Below are 19,072 nucleotides of genomic sequence, written 5' to 3' on the forward strand. Positions count from 1 at the left end.
ATTGGTATCTCAGGAAAGCAAATCTTCTACTAAAAAAAATACAAACGTTTGTATTATTGTTTTTTTAGTAAAATTAAAGATTCATTGATAATTTTTTAATACTAATTTTAATGGGTTTTAAAAAAAGAAGGGTAAAACTTGAGGATATTGCAAGGAAATTAAATATTTCTATTGCAACTGTATCTCGTGCATTAGATGAAAATCCAAGAGTAAAACAAAGTACTAGAGAAAAAGTATTTAACATGGCAAGTTTGATGGGATATATGCCCAATCAGATTGCAAAAAGCCTAAGTTCTGGCAAGACAAATATCATTGGTGTTTTAATCCCCAGATACGACGAACCGTTCTTTATTGAGGTCTGCAGAGGTATTGATCAATATGCCAGAAAGCACAACTATAAAATCCTGATTAGCTCATCAAGAAATTCTTATGAATTTGAAAAAGAAAACCTAATTTCTTTTGAGAGAGGTTTGGTTGATGGGATTATTCTATCTCCAACTCATGAAACTGAAAATGTAACTCACTTAAATGATTTGGTTAATAAAGGAATTCCGATGGTGTTATTTGATAACATAAGAGAAGAAGTTTCTGGAGCTGATCATGTGATAATCGATGATAACAAGGCCTCATTCTCTGCAGTGGAGTTTTTGATAAAAAAAGGAAAGAAAAAAATTGCATTTATTGGAGGAATAAAACAAAAAAAAGTCTTTCAGGATCGATACAAAGGTTTTATCGCTGCATTAGAGAAATATAACCTACCAGTGCACGAAGAATTAATTTTACACTGTAACTCTCTCGATCGGGAATTTGAAGATAAAGAAATCTTAGACTTTTTCAAACGTTTACATATAACTCCTGATGCTGTTTTTGCTTGTACCGATAACTATGGATTACTAGCTATGAAGACTTTATTAAAAATGGGTAAAAAAATACCACAGGAAGTTTCTGTGATTGGTTTTGGAGACCTAGGACTTGGAGAAGTATTTGTTCCTACCCTAACATGTGTATCGCAACCCAGTTTCGAGATGGGACAAAAAGCAGCTGAACTTCTCATCAACCAACTTAACGAACCTGATGAAGTTGATCATCAGAAAAAGATAGTCCGTCTTAAAACAAAACTTACAGAAAGAGAAAGCACTTAAAATTTGTGATATTATTATCATTCTTTTAAAAAGAAAATATACAAACGGTTGTTTTAGTGTATAGACTGATAATATTTCAGTTTTCAAATTTTGTTTAGTACATTGTGTAATAGATTTACAAATAGATACATACGCTTTTTACTTCACAAAATCGGATTATTATGTTGCTAAAGATTACCAAAACTCTTTTTGTATTCATATGGATACTTTTCTCCACTCCATTTTCAGGGATAGCTCAAAAAAATGGTTGGACCTTAACTACCACTAATAACCAGAATTACACCGGTGTTGTTTCTGCCAATGGTAGAATTGGGATCCTTCCGTCAGCAACTATTTTAAGAACTGATAAGATCATCCTTAATAATGTATACGACAAAGAATCTCCGCTTGGTGTAAGCAGGATACTGTTAGGAATGAACTTTGGAAATTTGGATTTATATATTAACAACTCCAAATTAACTAATGACAATATTAGCAATTGGAAACAAACTTTGAATATGAAAGAAGGAAGTTTTACGACTTCATTTACTTACAACTCAAATGCCGAAATCTCTTATACCTTATACGCCTTAAGAAACGTTCCTTATTCAGCTTATATTGATTTCGAAATAAAAACACTAAAGGATATTGATCTTAGAGTAGTTGGAAAAATTCAAACTCCAGATGAATATCAGAACCCTCTGAGTACTTTTAGAACATTAAGAGACGCAGAAACTACCATGCCAATTTTACAGACCGTAGCAAAAAGTCGATTAGGTAGGCATACCGTAGGCACATCTGCCACCTTTATATGGCACGATATTAACTCTACAAGAGAAAATGAGCGCCCAGAATTGATTCATGAAAAAATCTCTGAATATGATAATCAGTTATCATTTGAAAAAAAGGTAGCTAAAGGAGAAAATTATAAGTTTGCGTGGACAGCTGCACAATGTTCTACACAAGATTTTTTTGATCCACAAAGTGAGAGTGAAAGGTTTGTCATATTCAATTTACTTACGCCTAGAAAAGACCTTTTATCTCAACATAAATTCTTATGGGATGATCTTTGGAAAGGAGATATCATTATAGAAGGCGATTTACAATCACAATTAGATGTAAGATTGGCACTTTATCATCTCTATGCATTCTCCAGAGGAGATTCGAATCTCAGCATAGCTCCGATGGGACTTAGTTCTCAAAACTATAACGGACATATTTTTTGGGATACAGAGTTATGGATGTATCCACCATTACTAGTTTTAAATCAGGATATCGCCCGCTCTTTGGTTAACTATAGGTCAGATCGACTTGATGTTGCCAAAAGAAAAGCTGTCAATTTTGGATATAAAGGTGCAATGTTTCCTTGGGAAAGTGATGACACCGGAGAGGAAGCAACTCCTACCTGGGCATTAACCGGAACTTTTGAACACCACATCACTGCCGATGTAGGCATTGCTTTTTGGAACTATTACAGAGTGACAAAGGACAAGAAATGGCTACAGGAACGTGGTTATCCTTTACTGAAAGAAGTAGCAGATTTTTGGGTAAGCCGATCCACTAAAAATAGTGATGGATCCTATTCTATTAAAAACGTAGTAGGCGCCAACGAATTTGCTCCTAATGTTGATGATAATGCTTTTACCAATGGCTCTGCCATTACTTGTCTGCAATATGCCTCAATTGCAGCAAAAGAAATTGGATTAACACCAAAAGATATCTGGAATGAGGTTGCAGAAAATATTACGATTCATAAGTTTGAGGATGGAACAACTAAAGAACATAGCAAATATGATGGAGATAGAATAAAACAGGCAGATGTAAATTTATTGGCTTATCCTTTGAATATTATCTCTGATCGGGAAAGACTACTAAAAGATTTATCTTATTATGAACCTAAACTAGCCGAAGAAGGTCCAGCTATGGCGCAAAGTGTATTTGCCGTAATTTATGCTCGATTAGGAGACGCTGAAAATGCTTTTAGACTTTTTAAAAGAAGTTATGAGCCTAATAAAAGACCCCCTTTTGGCGCTCTGGCAGAGGCTGCCACAAGTAATAATCCGTATTTTGCCACTGGTGCAGGAGGTATGCTGCAAACTGTAATATTTGGTTTTGGTGGATTACATCTTACAGACCAAGGAATCGTTCAAAAAAATCCTATATTACCCAAAACTTGGAAAAAACTGACGATTACAGGGGTTGGCCCAAAACAGAAAACATTTGTAATTGAATAAAATCAATTTGTCGAATCTCTCAAAATCAATGAAGTCTTTACAATTTCTGTTTTTGTTTTATAATTATTCTCCGAGGGACTAGACAAACGCTCCAATAACATTCTTGCTGCTTTGGCGCCTAGATCTTCTGCGTGCTGAGATATGATGGTTAACTTTGGATATGAATGCTTAGCCAACAATCCGTCAGTGAAGCCTATTACCGAAATTTTTTCTGGTATTTTATACCCTAATTTATGAGACATGTTTATAGCTATTGCAGCGGCCGTCTCATCTAATCCCAGCACTCCATCAATCTCATTCTTTTTAAGAAATGATTCTATCTCTTTTTCTTCCGTTTCTATATTATTTATTGGTAACTCCATTAATGACACTCCGACATTAGAAGAAACTTCTTCACGTGCCCCTTCTAATCTTAATTTACCAACACTTAAATCAAATATAGTAGAGATGACAGCAATTTTTTTGCATCCTGTTTTAATAAAATGTCGAATTGCTGTTTTTGATGCGTCCTTATCATCTACAATTACTTTATCACAATCTACTTCGTCGCTTACCCTATCAAACATGATCAATGGTACATTGTCTCTTTTTAAATCTTTAAAATGGTCAAGTTTATTGAGCATCTGTGTCTCTTTGCTTAAAGCAAGAATAAAACCATCTACACTGCTATAATTTAGCATTTCAATATACTCTACTTCTTTTTCATAAGACTCGTTTGTAATACAAGTTACAATCTTGTATCCATTTTTTGATGCTTCTTGCTCAATTCCATATAATACTTTAGCATAAAAATGATTTAAAATTTCAGGTAGTAATACTCCTATTGTATTTGTCTTATTACTTTTTAAACTTACGGCCAGTGCATTAGGTTTATAATTATAGAAATTAGCTAGTTCATGAACTCTATTGATGGTTTTCTCACTAATTTCAGAATCATTTTTTAGAGATTTCGAAACCGTTGATATCGATAAATTCAATTCTTTTGCAAGCTGTTTTAGGGTAACCTTTTTCCTCATGACCTTACTATTAGAAATTTCTTACTTAAGACTTATAAGAATATTAGTCAAATTATCTGTGGAGCCTAAATTAAGCTTTTTTCTCAATCTATGCCTGCTTACGTCTACACTTTGTGAACTTATTCCTAATAATGGTGCAATTTCTTTCGAGGAAAGATTCATTTTAAGATATGCACAAAGCCTTAAATCCTTGGAGGTGAGATTGGGATAATTTTTTGAAAGTTTTTCATAAAATTCCTGATGCGATTTATCAAAATTAATTTCGAAGAGCTTGCTTTCCTTATCAGTTATATAATAATCTACTAATCGTATTAATTCGTTAAAGCTGTTGGTTGGTAGTTTTTGAGGTGAGGCATCTTGTACTTTTATTATTTTATCTTTTATTTTCTTTAGGATTTTATTTTTGTTCAGGTTCACGTATGCAATCTGAGTTAGCTCCCTACTTTTTGCCTTTATTTCATCCTGAAGCTTAGAATTGTTCAATTCAATAATTCGATGTTCTTGTTCTAACTTCTGGGCTCTATGTTCTTCTTCCTGTTTCTGAAGTTTTTCTGCTTTTTGCTCTAATAAAATTCTTTCCTGCTTCTTCATTTTATACTTATTAATTCCTATTACCGAAATGATAAGTGAAACAAATAAAATTAAATACAAGATATATGCTAAAGGAGTTCTATAAATAGGTGGTTTTACACTAAAAGAAAAATTACTTTCTCTAAATTCTCCATTATATTTTGCTCTTATTTTAAAAGTATAATCTCCTTCTATAAGATTGAATAATATTTTCTCTGTAGCTGTAGTTTTTTCACTCCATTCTTTTCCATTAAGGCTGGTCTGATATTCGATTTGTTGTCCGTAGATAGGCAATGCATATTTGATCTTAAGATCATTATCCGAAAATGGTATTTCAGAACCCGAACGATAAGATTTACCACTATTAACAGAAACAAAATCCCGAATAAGAATATCACTTCTTATACTCTCTGAGCTTGACTTCCTATTTTTAGAGTACATCGCAAAACCATTAAAAATAGGAATAATTTTATGTTCCTTGCTTAACGAAAAAACATTAAGTACATCCGGAACTAACTGATCTTTAATTTCGTGAAGTATTGTTAAACCATCTTTATCTTCTACAACTACTCTATTGTTATGCAAGTACCAGGTTTCTTCTCCTTTTTTCAAGATTCGAGGAGCGTATCCAAGATTTGCGCCTATTTCTGATTTAATAAAAGCATTTTCTTTACTGTCGTATGTGTAGGAATGAAAATTTGACGTTACGACAATCTTGTTTTCAACTTTTGAGAGCGATATTCCTTTTCCATTAAAATCACTTACTGAATAAAAAGCTTGACTAATCAATTCTTTTTTATCTAAATCTAAGCCGAATTTGAATACACCATCTGTAGAAAGTGCGACCCAAATATTATTATCTTCATCCACTTCCAGATACCTTCCTGATTTTTCGAAACCCTTCAGTTTGTATCCTTTCCATTCTCCATTATTATTTTTATAGACAGAAACTCCATTATAATTACCAGAAATAATGACTTCTTCTCCATTAGGAAGCTTGTAGCTTCTAAAATTCCACGCTCCTAAATCTTCTCCCATTCTGGTCAACACCTTTCCTTCTACTGTGTATGCCCCTTTATCGTGCCCCACATATATTTTACCTTTAACTTTTTCAATATTCCACACCTGCCCATTCAACAATAACTCAAACTCGCTCTCTGAACTCGAAGGGTCATTATAAGCTACATAAAGCCCTTGATTAGTTCCTAAATAAGAAAGATTTCCCTCGTTGAGAACTGCATATGTAGTGCCTAAGGTTCCATAATAATCATAATAATAAGTAAGAGGGGAATTGAGTTTTATGTGATCAACTCCATAGTCCAAAGCTAACCAAAGATTATCTTCATCATCTTGATATATAGATAGAATGGTATTGTTCTGTAGCCCGTTTCGTTTATTAATATTCTCGGTTTTGCCTGTTTTTAAGTCTAAAATATAAAGACCATTTGATACCGTACCCAATGCTACGCGGTTATCGCTAAGCTTAAGAAAGGAAAAAATCTGTGCTTTCTCTACTTCATTAGATGTAGTAAAATCAATGGGAAGTAAGTCTTCATTTATCAGCTTGTAAAGCCCTTTGGTATCTGTTATGACAATCAATTGATCATTGATCTTCGTCACCCCAATGATATGTTCATTCAAATCAGGATCACTTACTACAGGTATTAAATTAGTTTCTTGCAGCTTAAACACCCCGTATTTCAGATCATTTACATAAATCTGATCATTTACCTTATAACTCCATTTAAAACGATAAGGAGCAGGAATTTTGGTGATGATATTTCCCTGATTAACATATAAGTTTCTAAATGTCTGAAAAACAATTTCATTATTTATATAATGCGTTCTCCAGTATTCTTCTATATCTGCAGCAACATCCTTCTTGTTATTTCGTAATGGTTCTACAGTATAATTATTGTTGTTTTTAATTAATATCCCATGATGCCCATCTGCTCCAAAATAAATAGTGTCTTCATTCTTAACAAACAGACTTCTATTGACCATTTCGGGATTGGTTGCCACAGAAGTCCAATCGGTTCCGTCAAATATTAATACTTGCTGCCCATTTGCAATATATATCAGACCATTTTCATCTTGTTTAATATCCCAGGATTGAGCATTAAACCCCATATTTTTTGTATCATAATGGGTAATTTTTGGCAGGGTTTTATTTCTTATTGACTGTGAAAAAACCGATAAGGAAACACAATAAAATATTAAAAAAATACGATACATTAGATGAGTTTTTACATAAGCAAGCTTATCAAATATACCATTAAAATCTTAACAACTTGTGCTGACAAGTAGTTCACAACTTATTAATAAGTGATCTGTATTAATTTATTGAAAACTTCAGATATCACATCGTATGATTATTATTTAAGCTTAATTTTTTTCTTTAAGTCTCCTACTTTAATCTCAAAATCACCAGGCTCTGCGATCGTTTCCAGTTTTGCGTTTACAAAAGACAACTCTTCTTTTGTGATTGTAAATGAAACTTTCTCAGAGGCTCCGGCCTCTAATAGAATCTTTTCATAACCTTTTAAAGCACGAACCTCTGGTGTAATACTTGCATACAAATCACTAATGAATAGCAGAACTGCTTCTTTACCTTTTGTTTTACCCGTATTCGTAACATTCACAGAAACCTCGATAGAGCCATCCTGATCCATTTCATCGGCGCTCAGTGATAAATCCGAATATTCGAAATTTGTATAAGATAATCCATCACCAAATTCATATTGTTGATCGTAGTCAGCTTCATAATAATTAGGTACAGAAATATTATCAGAATGCTTGTGATTATAATTTACAAACGCATGTGGGTGTTTCGGATAATTTATTGGTAACCTACCCGATGGGTTCTCAATCCCATAAACTAAATCCACTAATGCGTCTGCCCCATAGTTTCCTGGTAAATAGCCCATAAAAACAGCATCAACTAAAGGTTCTATTTCATTAAAAATAATAGGTCTTCCTTCTAATAAAACCAGAATTATCTTCTTCCCGGTTTTGGCTAATTCTTTTGCAAGTTCTACTTGATCCTTAGGCATCAGAATAGAATTTGTATTACCTGGTGTTTCTGTATACGAATTTTCGCCTAAACATAGTAACACCACCTCACTTTGTCTGGCGGCTTTAACAACTGCTGTGATATCATTTTTTCCTTCAAAAGAAACACCTTGGACGAACGTAGCATTATCAAAATTCATAAAGGCCTCTGCTACTGTATTCTTATCTTTTGCATAATTATCTGCTTCACTGCCTTGCCAATTATAAGACCATCCTCCATTAAGAGATCTCATAGTGTTAGCAGTTGGACCGGTTACGACTATTTTTGTTCCCTTTTTCAAAGGCAATATATTCTCTTCATTTTTTAGTAACGTAAAAGATTCTATGGCAGCTTTTTTGCTTATAGCAGCGAATTTATCAGACCCAAAATCCGGATAATCCTTAGGATTTGTAACAGGTTTCTCGAACAACCCCAATTGCATCTTAACCTTTAAAATTCTTGCAACAGCATCATTGATTCTTTTTTCAGAAACATCTCCTTCTTTTACCAATTCTACCAACAACTCAGAAAATTCAAAATCGTGCGGTACCATACTCATGTCTATTCCAGCATTGACAGACATTTTAATCGCATCTTTGATCGTTTCTGCCACTTTATGCCTTGTGTGTAGATAATTTATATCTGCCCAATCTGTAACTGCGATGCCCTCAAAACCTAATTCATTCCTCAATACATCTGTAAGTAAAAACTTGCTAGCGTGAACAGGAATTCCATTAATCTCACCAGAATTGATCATTAATGTGACTGACCCAGCATCTATAGCTTCTTTAAATGCCGGTAAAAAATATTGTCTTAATTCTCTTTCGGGTATCCAAGCGGGAGTACGATCTTTACCAGAAAGTGGAACACTATAACCTAGATAATGCTTCATGCACGAGGCTACTGTGTTTGGATCCCCCAATGTGCCTTGGTACCCTTCTACCATAGATACTCCCATTGTTTTTCCTAAATAAACATCTTCTCCAAAAGTTTCCCATAATCGTGGCCATAAAGGATTTCGCCCTAAGCCCAAAACCGGAGAAAAATTCCATGGTATTGAAGACGCTCTGGTTTCATAAGCTGAAATTTTTGCTACCTCTTTTACCAAATCTTTATTAAAAGTTGCCGCCAACCCTATTTGTTGTGGAAACAAAGTAGCATCGGTGGTATAATTGACTCCGTGTATTGCATCAATCCCATATATAATAGGAATCTGCCTTGGAGTTTTTGCTGCCTCATCCTGAAAAATTTTAATGGTACGATACCATTCTTCTCTTGACAAAGGAATACCGGGAGTATTAAGAATAGATCCAACTTTATATGTATGAATTGCTTTATGCACCAAGGCTGAATCTAATTGATACGGTTGCGATGAACTATATTGATTGTCACCTTTGGTTACTACGTCTAGTGTAATCTGTGTCATTTGACCTACTTTTTCTTCCAAGGTCATTTCAGAAAGTAACTTTGCTACTTTTTTATCAATTTCTGTGCTCTCTACTGGTTTTTCTGACATAGATTTATTATTCTCATTATTAGTTGTTTCTGATGTACAACTTACCACGATAAGTGTTACTAAAACTATATACAATTTTCGCATTCTTTATTTTTTAAAAGTAAAATCAATTTCTAGATCTGTTTTTGAACTTCCGCCTATAAACGCTTTGAAATCCCCTGGTTCTGCCTCCCACTTTTTATTTGCTGTATAAAATCTAATAGTCTCCTCATTGATCTCAAAAGAGACCGTTTTACTCTCTTTAGGAGCCAACTCAACTAACTCAAATCCTTTTAATTCCTTTACCGGTCGTGTTAAACTCCCAACCAAATCTCTTATATACAACTGTACCACTTCTTTTCCTTTTCTTTCACCTGTATTTGTAAGCGTTACCGAAACTGATATCTTACCTCCGGCAGAAAAGGACGGAGCGCTTATTTTTATATCTTTATATTCGAAATTTGTATAGCTTAACCCGTGTCCAAAAGGAAACAAAGCATCATTTTTTTCATCGGTATAATGTGACCAAAATACCATTCCATCAGAATTTGTTGGCCTTCCGGTATTTTTTACATTATAGTATAGCGGCAACTGTCCCACGTGTCTTGGAAAAGAAACTGGTAATTTTCCTGAAGGGTTGTAATCCCCAAATAAAACATCTGCAATAGCATTTCCGGATGCCGATCCTAAATGCCATGTTTCTAATATAGAAGGTACTTTTTCTGCAATATCACTAATTGCCATTGGGCGGCCATTCATCAAAACAACCACAATATTTTTATTGGCTGCATATACAGCTTCGAATAGCTTTTGCTGCGGTTTGGTAAGTTCAATACTCACCTGACTCCTAGCTTCTCCTGATTGAAAAGCTTCTTCTCCAATTGCTAAAACCACAACATCTGCATCTTTTGCAATCTTTAAAGCTTCTTCAATACCTTTAAAATCATCTCTATTCACCTTTAAATCACGCACAAAACTTCTTTCTCCGAGTCCTAATTCTACTCCTTTAGCATATAAAATTTTTACATTTGGATTTACAGTAGCTTTAATTCCTTCTAATAATGATATGGCAGAGTTAGGTGTTGCCATTCCTCTCCAGCTACCAATTGGAGTATCCTTATCATCAGCCAATGGACCAATAACGGCAATACTTTTTGAATCCTTTTTTAGAGGCAATATATTCCGCTCGTTTTTTAGTAAAACAATCGATTTTCTCGCTACATCTCTAGAAGCATCAAGATGTTCCTTTGTATAGATCTCCTTTTTCTCACGTTCTTCATCACAATACTTAAATGGATCATCAAACAATCCTAACTTAAATTTGACACGAAGGACTCTCTTAGCTGCTTCATCAATTAATTTTTTATCAATTTTTCCTTCTTTTACCAGTTGCTCTAGACCTGTTTCATAGGCCCTGCCTTCCATATCCATATCATTACCAGCTTTCATTGCTAATTCTGCTGCGTGAGTTTTATCTTTAGCATATCCGTGGAATATCATCTCTGCAATAGAAGCCCAATCTGAAACTATAAACCCATCCCAGTTCCATTTATTTTTTAAAATATCTCTTTGTAGTTCTTTATGACCAGTGGCAGGGATTCCATCGATCTCATTAAAAGCGCTCATCATAGAAGCCACTCCAGCATCCACCGCTGCTTTAAACGGAGGCAAAACCGTATTATGCAATTCATATTCACCTATACTTACGGTATTATAGTCCCTTCCTCCCTCAGCAAAACCGTAGGCTGCAAAATGCTTTGCACAAGCTGCCAAAGTACTACTATCAGATAAGTCACTACCCTGAAAACCGTTTACTCTGGCTACTGCAATTTTTGAAGCCAGAAATGGATCTTCACCGGCTCCTTCCATAATTCTTCCCCAACGTGCATCTCTAGAAATATCAACCATGGGTCCAAATGCCCAATTTATACCAGAAGCAGTCGCCTCTTTTGCGGCTATGGCTGAAGATTTGGTAATTGCCTCCAAATCCCAACTGGCACTCTCTCCAAGGGGGATAGGAAACATAGTCTTAAAACCGTGTATCACATCATAACCAAAAAGTAAAGGTATTTTTAACCTGGAATTTTCAATTACTGTACGTTGTAGTTCTTTTGTCCCAGCCACTGAAGTCGCATTAAGCATAGCCCCGACTTCTCCGTTCTTAAGCTTTTGATACTTTTCTTTATTACCAACATCTGAAGGTGGTCCGGTTACGTCCCAACTCCCATTATATAATACCAGCTGCCCTATTTTTTCCTTTATTGTCATTAAAGAAAGTACACTATCTACTTTCTTTTCAATATCAACAGATGATTTCTTATTTTCCGAGTTTTGAGCGAAATTAAACTCAGGTGTCATAAAAAAAAGTCCTGCAATTATTGCCAAATTAATACTCTTTAATCTCCATTTTTTTAAAGCTTTCACAGATCTTCTTTTTTATTAATTAATAAATTATCTAAATAAAAACATATTACACACCATACCTACATTGTATTTACTCTGCCATCATCGGTAACGTAAATAAATATTTTAGATTTTTAAATACTACCGTGGATAAATTTACAACAATACAGGACTACAAATAACAACGTATTAATCTTAACATTGTATTTACAAATACTTTACAATTGTATTAATTTTTAAACAAAACACATTATAAAATACTAATAATCAAATGTATGAATATAAAATAATGTGTTTTATTTAAAACTAGATAAACAAGAAAAATAAAGGCTAGTAAAGATTATTTAAATACAATAAAGATTTGCATTCTATCATTTTTTAACGAATCAACATATCTTAGTCCTTCGTCAATCAGGGATATTTTCTTAACATTCTAAACAGAATTTAGTAAGTATGTTTGATAAAAAGTACCCAGAAAACAATTCGGATTAACTTACTTTTTTAAGTCTTACAAAAGCTATTTTTATTAAAAAATACATAATAATTTAACATTAACTTTTATTTTAAATTCATTATGCAGACTTTAGTCTTAATTAAAAATTATTTGATTCATTGTAAGTTTTGATCTTTGATGTACGACTAACAATGAATTCCCACCACTAAAAATTGACAAAACATGTCTAAAACATATTATGATCCTAATGATCTTAGAAAATTTGGAAAAATAACAGAATGGAGTGAAGAGCTAGGCACTAAATTCTTTGATTACTACGGAAAAGTTTTTGAAGAAGGCGCACTCTCTGCACGCGAAAAATCATTAATTGCTCTTGCAGTTTCACACGTAGTAAAATGTCCTTATTGTATTGACGCTTACACAAAAGATGGTCTCCAGAAAGGAATTACAAAGGAAGAAATGATGGAGGCCGTGCACGCAGGGGCAGCTATTGAAAGTGGAGCTACACTGGTACACGGTGTGCAAATGATGAATAAATATGAAAAACTCTCTATGTAATAGAGTACGAAATCTATTACACATAAGAGAAGTCACCCTTAAATGCAATATATGGCTACTAAGTCACTAAAAAAAAGAAATAATGAACTGGCTGATTCTCACAGACAATTAGAAATTCTGAATAACGGAATCTTTGCAAATGGAGAATTGCCAAAATTTGCCGACAAAATTTCTGAAATTGGACATCACCCATTACGCCCGAATAAATTAGAAATTCTACAGATCAATGTTGGTTATATGTGCAATCAGGTTTGCGAACATTGTCATGTAGATGCAGGTCCAGACCGAAAAGAAATCATGACAAAAAAGACGATGCAACAATGTCTCGAGGTCATAAAAACAACTGGAGCGCACACATTAGATTTGACCGGAGGAGCACCAGAGATGAATCCTAATTTTAGATGGTTTGTAGAAGAAGCAAGTAAAGCCGGAATCAAAGATTTTATTGTTCGAAGCAATCTTACCATCATAAGAGCAAACAAAAAATATTATGACCTCCCTGATTTTTTTAAAAAGCATAATGTTCATGTAGTTTCATCCATGCCGCATTGGACAAGGGGTAAAACCGACAAGCAACGAGGAGATGGCGTTTTTGATAAGTCCATCAAAGCGCTACAGGAACTTAATGAGCGAGGGTATGGCATGCCGAATAGCGATTTAAGATTAGATTTGGTTTACAATCCTTCGGGTGCTTTTTTACCAGGGGATCAGGCTTCTATGGAGAAGGATTTTAAAAAAGCGCTATTAGAAGATTTTGGAATTCACTTTCATAATTTGTTTGCAATTACTAATTTACCCATCAGTAGATTTTTGGATTATTTGATTGCTTCAGAAAATTATGAGGATTATATGTACGCTCTTGTAGAAGCGTATAATCCATCTGCTGTTGCAAATGTAATGTGTACCAATACGATTTCGATAAGTTGGGATGGTTGGCTTTATGACTGTGACTTTAACCAAATGTTAGACCTTAAAGTGGCAAGTAAAGTAAAACATATTAGTGAGTATAACGAAGAATTATTACAAAACAGAAATATTATTATTTCTCAGCACTGTTATGGTTGTACTGCCGGTGCAGGAAGTAGTTGTCAAGGAACCGTAGCATAATAAACATCGATAGATGAACAAAAAAACCGCCATATTAGTTTTTGCGAACTCTTCTAAGGAAGAGCTTCTGCATAAACCTATTATTGGAGGTGAAAAACTATTTACCGAGCTTACTAAAAAAACAATTGCAGTTGTAGAAAATTCGGGGATTCCTTATTTTATTTCTACAGAAAAAGATCAGCATGGAAAAACGTTTGGGGAACGTTTTGTTAATGCAATCCAAACCACCTATGATCTTGGATTCGAAAATATAATCACAATAGGAAATGACACTCCTCATTTAAGGAAGCATCATTTATTAGAAAGTGCCAGACAACTAGAAAATGATAAATTTGTGCTTGGCCCCTCTGTAGATGGTGGATTTTATCTCATGGGATTACATAAATCTCAATTTAGTTTAAGTACTTTTTTAAAACTTCCCTGGCAATCCAAAAACTTAGCCAAGAGCATATCGCTTTTGATTAAAACTGCAAAAATCGAAGTAGCACAGCTGGAAGTTTTACAAGACATTGACAATCCCGAAGATCTAAAATCAATTTGTAGACTAAGTTTTACTTTTTCAAATGCTCTTCGGGCAATTATATATCATATTTGTCATTCTCCCATAGAGATACCGAAATATACAGAGATACTAAAATATAATAATCATCTCCCTTCTTTTTATAACAAGGGTTCTCCTCTTTGCGGGGCCTAAGGTCATTTCAATTCTAACCAGGCCCTTTCCTATCAAAACAAGCTTATATAAAAAATTCGTATGTAGTTTAAATCATCGACTTCTGTAAGCTAAACTTTATTTTAATATTATAATACATTGTATAGCGACAATAATAGGTCATACTTTTATATGAGAAAAATAACCTCAGTACTACTATTTATTTCCTTGCCATTTTTGGTTATGAGTCAGGATTCACTTGATGAATTGCTTGATCAGTATAATAATGAGAGTATACCTTATATATCGGTTAAAGAACTAAATAAAATACAAAATGAGGTTATTCTACTGGATGCCAGAGAAATTGACGAATACCAAACAAGTCATCTTAAAGGTGCGATATATGTAGGATATGATCATTTTAAATTAAAAACTGTATCTGATCAAAATATTACAAAGGAATCTAAAATTGTTGTCTATTGTAGCTTAGGAATACGATCAGAAGATATTTCAGAAAAATTAAAAGAGGCTGGTTATCATAATGTATTCAATCTATACGGAGGAATATTTGAATGGAAAAATAATGATTTTGAAGTAGTTGATTCTAAAGGAAAGGAAACAAACAAAGTTCATGCATTTTCTAGAGAATGGGGAAAATGGTTATATAATGGAAAAAAAGTATACAAAAAGTGAAGAAACGTAATTTGCTAATGATTTTTACCCGAAATCCGGAATTGGGTAAATGCAAGACCCGACTAGCAGGAACTATAGGAGATGAAGCCGCTTTAGAAGTATATGAGCTTTTACTAAAGCACACGGTAACGATTACTAAAAACCTGGCATTAACCAAAGAGGTTCACTATTCTGAAAAGATTAGAGATAACGATATCTGGGATTCTCATAGCTATGATAAAAAGCAACAAGAAGGGGAAGACCTTGGTGATCGGATGTATAATGCATTCCAAAACGGATTTAAAGCTGGATACACCAATATAATTATTATAGGAAGTGACATGTATGATCTAAGCCAAGCAGATTTGGAACAAGCATTTGATATGTTAGAAACGCATGATTATGTCATAGGTCCTGCAGAAGATGGGGGTTATTATTTATTAGGAATGAAAACTCTAAATTCACAGGTTTTTAATAATAAATCCTGGGGGACAGCTACAGTATTAAAGAACACATTAAACGATTTAGAACAAACCAATATCAAATTATTAGAAGAACGTAATGATGTTGATTATTATGAAGATATTAAAGGCATCCCCGTTTTTCAACATTTATTAAGCTATCAAAATGACTAAATACATTAAAGAAACAACCGAATACTTACAAGAAAAAGGATTTGATAATCCAGAAATAGGTATCATCTTAGGAACAGGATTAGGACAACTTATAGATGAACTCGAAATTATCAAAGAAGTAAGCTATAATCATATTCCTAATTTCCCAACAGCTACGGTAGAATTCCATAAAGGGAAATTAATATACGGGAAACTAGAAAATAAAATGGTCGTAGTGATGCAAGGCCGTTTTCATTTATATGAAGGCTACTCGCTACAAGACGTAACCTATCCCGTGCGGGTGATGCATCAATTAGGTATTAAAACCTTACTTGTATCTAATGCATCTGGTGCTATTAATTTAAACTTTAAAAAAGGAGAATTGATGCTTATAGATGACCATATCAATCTTCAAGGTGGTTCTCCATTAGCTTTCAAAGGAGTAGAACAATTGGGAACCCGTTTTACAGATATGAGTGCTCCTTATGACAAAATAATTAACAATAAACTAGTTTCTATTGCCAAAGAAAACAAAATCAATCTGCATAAAGGAGTGTACGCCTCGGTTGTTGGACCTCAACTGGAGACTCGCGCAGAATATCGTTATTTAAAAATTATTGGCGCAGATGCCGTAGGAATGAGTACGGTTCCTGAAGTTATTGTTGCAAATCACCTGCATCTTCCTGTTGCCGCAGTTTCTGTTCTGACTGATGAATGTGATCCAGACAATCTTCAACCTGTAGATATTGATGAAATCATAGCAATGGCCGGAAAAGCAGAACCGGAAATGATTTTATTATTTAAAGAATTGATAAAATCTCTTTAGTAAAACCAATCAAAACGTATCACTTTTAAACGAAGAAATAAAAATATATGAGTTATTTAGAAACTACCCACGATGTCTACAAAGAAGCAGCATTAACTCCTGATGTAGGTTTATGCTGTACAACGAATCCGATTTGGGAACTACCGGGATTGAAAATCCCAAAAATCATGCAAGAGATGAATTATGGCTGTGGTAGCACTGTAAACGCTCGTGACTTGACCAATAATCCCAAAATTCTTTATGTGGGTGTTGGTGGAGGAATGGAATTATTACAATTCTCTTACTTCTCCCGTCAAAAAGGTGGAGTTATTGGCATTGATGTTGTACAAGAAATGTTAGAAGCTTCTCGCAAAAATTTTATAGAAGCCGAAGAGCAAAATGATTGGTTTAAGAGTGATTTTGTAGATCTTAGATTTGGTGATGCATTAAACCTTCCTGTAGAAGATAATAGTATCGATGTTGCTGCTCAAAACTGTCTGTTCAATATTTTTAAAGCAGACGATCTGAAGAAAGCTATTGAAGAAATGTATCGTGTTTTAAAACCTCACGGGAGATTAGTGATGAGCGACCCTACTTGTGAACAGCCTATGAATGACACCCTAAGAAATGATGAAAGACTGAGAGCTTTATGTCTTAGCGGCAGCTTACCCATAGCCGAATACGTTAAAGCATTAACGGATGTTGGTTTTGGCACCATAGAAATAAGAGCTCGTAAGCCTTATCGAATTTTGGATCCTAAAAACTATGAAACCGATGAATTAATATACATTGAGTCTATAGAAGTTGCTGCGATCAAAGATCCAATGCCAGATGATGGACCGTGTATATTTACAGGTAAAGCCGCCATTTATTATGGTGATCAAGATTACTTTGATGATAAAAAAGGGCACATACTGCTAAAAAATCAGCCACTTGCAGTTTGTGATAAGACTGCCAATGCTATTGCAAATTTAGGAAGAGATGATATTTTTATTAGTGAATCTACCTACCATTATGATGGCGGCGGGTGTTGTTAGAGTGTAAAAGTAATAATTTTAGATCCCTAAAGTAGCTTACTATTTTAGGGATTATTTTTTCGAGTGAATTTCTTAGCCATTGCCTTTCTGAATTCATATAAAATCAAAAATATAGAACACCAAAGTGGGTTCATTGTAGTCTTTAATTTCTTTCCTTTAGAAAAGCGAATGATTTGTCTGGCATAAAAACCTCCTTCTGCGGCGTCATCAAATTGCTTTAATCCAGTACGAAGTACCAGATTTTCAAGAGTTGTCAATTCTCCTTTGAGAAACAAAGATATATCTTCTCTATTAGTGATAAACGGTCGCGCCATACCGATTAGATCGACTTCGCCATTAATCAAAACTTCATTACAGAAATCATAAGATCTAAAACCACCAGTGATCATAAGAGGTAGCTTGCTAATAGCTCTTATCTTTTTAGCAAAATCAATAAAATATGCTTCTCGTTTCTTTGTACTCTCTTTTACAGTAGCTCCTTCTTCATTCATTATAAAGAAAGCCAGTTTCTCATAGGTTCCTCCGGATATTTCCAGCAGATCAATCTTTTCCTGATCAAGCATTTTTATAACTTCCAGCGATTCTTCTTCAGTAAATCCACCTCTCTGAAAATCGGCAGAATTTAACTTTACTGAAATGGGAAAATCAGGTCCAACAGCTTTTCTTACTTCTCTAAGAATTGTAAGTAGTAAGCGACTTCTGTTTTCAATATTTCCGCCCCAACGATCGGGTCTCATATTTGTAACAGGAGATAAAAACTGACTCAATAAATATCCATGTGCCGAGTGAATTTGAACTCCGGTAAAACCAGCTTCTTTGGCAAGCCTGGCTGCTTTTAAAAAGCGCTGGATTACATCCAGAATGTCGTCCTCAGTCATTGCTTTAGGTTTACCGAAAAGTCCTAATTTTTTTAGCTGCACCTCAGAAGGTGCCAAAGGTCTATTGGTGCCAAATCGATTGGTTTGTCTTCCAGAATGAGATATCTGAACCCAGATATGATTACCCTGTTTTTTTCCTGCCTCTGCCCACGACTCTAATTTTGGTAACATCTTTTCATCATCAAAACATACATTACCAGCAGACTCCAAGTGTTTTCGATCGATGACCACGTTACCTGTAATCAATAATCCTGCTCCGGTATCTGACCAATCTTTGTATAATTGTTCATGTCCTTTGGTCGGTTCAAACTTATTATTACTAATACGCTCTGTCATGGCAGATTTCACTAACCTGTTATTCAATGTTGCTCCACAAGGAAGTGTTAAAACTGTACTAATCATAT

At 34.3% G+C, this 19,072-nt stretch carries 14 protein-coding genes; 9 read left to right on the plus strand and 5 right to left on the minus strand.

The window, feature by feature from the left end:
- The first annotated feature begins 110 nt into the window (after positions 1 to 110).
- Both ACE94K_RS01355 and ACE94K_RS01360 read left to right on the plus strand, forming a co-directional pair.
- Entirely contained in the window at positions 111 to 1,142 is a 1,032-nt protein-coding gene (locus ACE94K_RS01355; RefSeq protein ID WP_378178857.1) for a LacI family DNA-binding transcriptional regulator, read from the plus strand.
- 161 nt (positions 1,143 to 1,303) lie between these two features.
- Positions 1,304 to 3,355, plus strand: coding sequence for a glycoside hydrolase family 65 protein (locus tag ACE94K_RS01360; RefSeq protein ID WP_378178860.1), 2,052 nt, complete (start codon positions 1,304 to 1,306; stop codon positions 3,353 to 3,355).
- A gap of 2 nt (positions 3,356 to 3,357) precedes the next feature.
- Here ACE94K_RS01360 and ACE94K_RS01365 read toward each other — a convergent pair whose 3' ends face one another.
- The 4 genes from ACE94K_RS01365 to bglX form a co-directional block, all read right to left on the minus strand.
- Positions 3,358 to 4,371, minus strand: a complete 1,014-nt coding sequence (locus tag ACE94K_RS01365; protein WP_378178863.1) for a LacI family DNA-binding transcriptional regulator — start codon at positions 4,369 to 4,371, stop codon at positions 3,358 to 3,360.
- Positions 4,372 to 4,392: 21 nt separating this feature from the next.
- On the minus strand, positions 4,393 to 7,176 hold the full coding sequence (locus ACE94K_RS01370; protein ID WP_378178866.1) for a two-component regulator propeller domain-containing protein: 2,784 nt from the start codon (positions 7,174 to 7,176) through the stop codon (positions 4,393 to 4,395).
- A gap of 140 nt (positions 7,177 to 7,316) precedes the next feature.
- Positions 7,317 to 9,593 (minus strand): glycoside hydrolase family 3 N-terminal domain-containing protein, encoded by a 2,277-nt coding sequence (locus ACE94K_RS01375; protein ID WP_378178869.1) that lies wholly within the window; start codon positions 9,591 to 9,593, stop codon positions 7,317 to 7,319.
- Between the two features lie 3 nt (positions 9,594 to 9,596).
- Positions 9,597 to 11,912 carry a beta-glucosidase BglX gene (gene bglX, locus ACE94K_RS01380; RefSeq protein WP_378178872.1) on the minus strand — a complete coding sequence of 772 codons (2,316 nt, stop codon included), beginning with the start codon at positions 11,910 to 11,912 and terminating at the stop codon, positions 9,597 to 9,599.
- 655 nt (positions 11,913 to 12,567) lie between these two features.
- Here bglX and ACE94K_RS01385 point away from each other — a divergent pair.
- The 7 genes from ACE94K_RS01385 (at position 12,568) to arsM (ending at position 17,790) form a co-directional block, all read left to right on the plus strand.
- The gene (locus ACE94K_RS01385) at positions 12,568 to 12,903 is read left to right on the plus strand and encodes an arsenosugar biosynthesis-associated peroxidase-like protein (protein ID WP_378178875.1); all 336 of its coding nucleotides are present in this window, start codon (positions 12,568 to 12,570) and stop codon (positions 12,901 to 12,903) included.
- Between the two features lie 51 nt (positions 12,904 to 12,954).
- Positions 12,955 to 14,010 carry an arsenosugar biosynthesis radical SAM (seleno)protein ArsS gene (arsS, locus tag ACE94K_RS01390; protein WP_378178878.1) on the plus strand — a complete coding sequence of 352 codons (1,056 nt, stop codon included), beginning with the start codon at positions 12,955 to 12,957 and terminating at the stop codon, positions 14,008 to 14,010.
- 13 nt (positions 14,011 to 14,023) lie between these two features.
- Positions 14,024 to 14,704: a DUF2064 domain-containing protein gene (locus tag ACE94K_RS01395; RefSeq protein WP_378178881.1), complete on the plus strand. Its 681-nt coding sequence runs from the start codon at positions 14,024 to 14,026 to the stop codon at positions 14,702 to 14,704.
- 150 nt (positions 14,705 to 14,854) lie between these two features.
- Positions 14,855 to 15,355 (plus strand): rhodanese-like domain-containing protein, encoded by a 501-nt coding sequence (locus ACE94K_RS01400; RefSeq protein ID WP_378178885.1) that lies wholly within the window; start codon positions 14,855 to 14,857, stop codon positions 15,353 to 15,355.
- Complete coding sequence (locus tag ACE94K_RS01405) at positions 15,352 to 15,969, plus strand: TIGR04282 family arsenosugar biosynthesis glycosyltransferase (RefSeq protein ID WP_378178888.1); 618 nt, start codon at positions 15,352 to 15,354, stop codon at positions 15,967 to 15,969. The genes ACE94K_RS01400 and ACE94K_RS01405 overlap by 4 nt, the downstream gene beginning before the upstream one ends.
- Entirely contained in the window at positions 15,962 to 16,774 is an 813-nt protein-coding gene (locus ACE94K_RS01410; protein WP_378178891.1) for a purine-nucleoside phosphorylase, read from the plus strand. The genes ACE94K_RS01405 and ACE94K_RS01410 overlap by 8 nt, the downstream gene beginning before the upstream one ends.
- Before the next feature lie 47 nt (positions 16,775 to 16,821).
- A complete protein-coding gene (gene arsM, locus ACE94K_RS01415; RefSeq protein ID WP_378178894.1) occupies positions 16,822 to 17,790 on the plus strand; it encodes an arsenosugar biosynthesis arsenite methyltransferase ArsM in 969 nt (322 codons plus the stop codon).
- A gap of 44 nt (positions 17,791 to 17,834) precedes the next feature.
- On the opposite strand, the gene ACE94K_RS01420 is transcribed toward arsM, so the two are convergent.
- Positions 17,835 to 19,070, minus strand: coding sequence for an NADH:flavin oxidoreductase/NADH oxidase family protein (locus ACE94K_RS01420; RefSeq protein ID WP_378178897.1), 1,236 nt, complete (start codon positions 19,068 to 19,070; stop codon positions 17,835 to 17,837).
- Positions 19,071 to 19,072: the final 2 nt, after the last annotated feature.

Origin of the sequence: Aquimarina besae (assembly GCF_042434905.1) — a bacterium.
Taxonomy (GTDB): Bacteria; Bacteroidota; Bacteroidia; order Flavobacteriales; family Flavobacteriaceae; genus Aquimarina.

Excerpts from the sequence above, each read along its gene's own strand:
- ACE94K_RS01355 (WP_378178857.1), top strand. The coding sequence starts at position 111 with ATGGGTTTTAAAAAAAGAAGGGTAAAACTTGAGGATATTGCAAGGAAA.
- ACE94K_RS01360 (WP_378178860.1), top strand. The coding sequence starts at position 1,304 with ATGTTGCTAAAGATTACCAAAACTCTTTTTGTATTCATATGGATACTT.
- ACE94K_RS01365 (WP_378178863.1), bottom strand. The coding sequence starts at position 4,371 with ATGAGGAAAAAGGTTACCCTAAAACAGCTTGCAAAAGAATTGAATTTA.
- ACE94K_RS01370 (WP_378178866.1), bottom strand. The coding sequence starts at position 7,176 with ATGTATCGTATTTTTTTAATATTTTATTGTGTTTCCTTATCGGTTTTT.
- ACE94K_RS01375 (WP_378178869.1), bottom strand. The coding sequence starts at position 9,593 with ATGCGAAAATTGTATATAGTTTTAGTAACACTTATCGTGGTAAGTTGT.
- ACE94K_RS01385 (WP_378178875.1), top strand. The coding sequence starts at position 12,568 with ATGTCTAAAACATATTATGATCCTAATGATCTTAGAAAATTTGGAAAA.
- arsS (WP_378178878.1), top strand. The coding sequence starts at position 12,955 with ATGGCTACTAAGTCACTAAAAAAAAGAAATAATGAACTGGCTGATTCT.
- ACE94K_RS01395 (WP_378178881.1), top strand. The coding sequence starts at position 14,024 with ATGAACAAAAAAACCGCCATATTAGTTTTTGCGAACTCTTCTAAGGAA.
- ACE94K_RS01400 (WP_378178885.1), top strand. The coding sequence starts at position 14,855 with ATGAGAAAAATAACCTCAGTACTACTATTTATTTCCTTGCCATTTTTG.
- ACE94K_RS01410 (WP_378178891.1), top strand. The coding sequence starts at position 15,962 with ATGACTAAATACATTAAAGAAACAACCGAATACTTACAAGAAAAAGGA.
- arsM (WP_378178894.1), top strand. The coding sequence starts at position 16,822 with ATGAGTTATTTAGAAACTACCCACGATGTCTACAAAGAAGCAGCATTA.
- ACE94K_RS01420 (WP_378178897.1), bottom strand. The coding sequence starts at position 19,070 with ATGATTAGTACAGTTTTAACACTTCCTTGTGGAGCAACATTGAATAAC.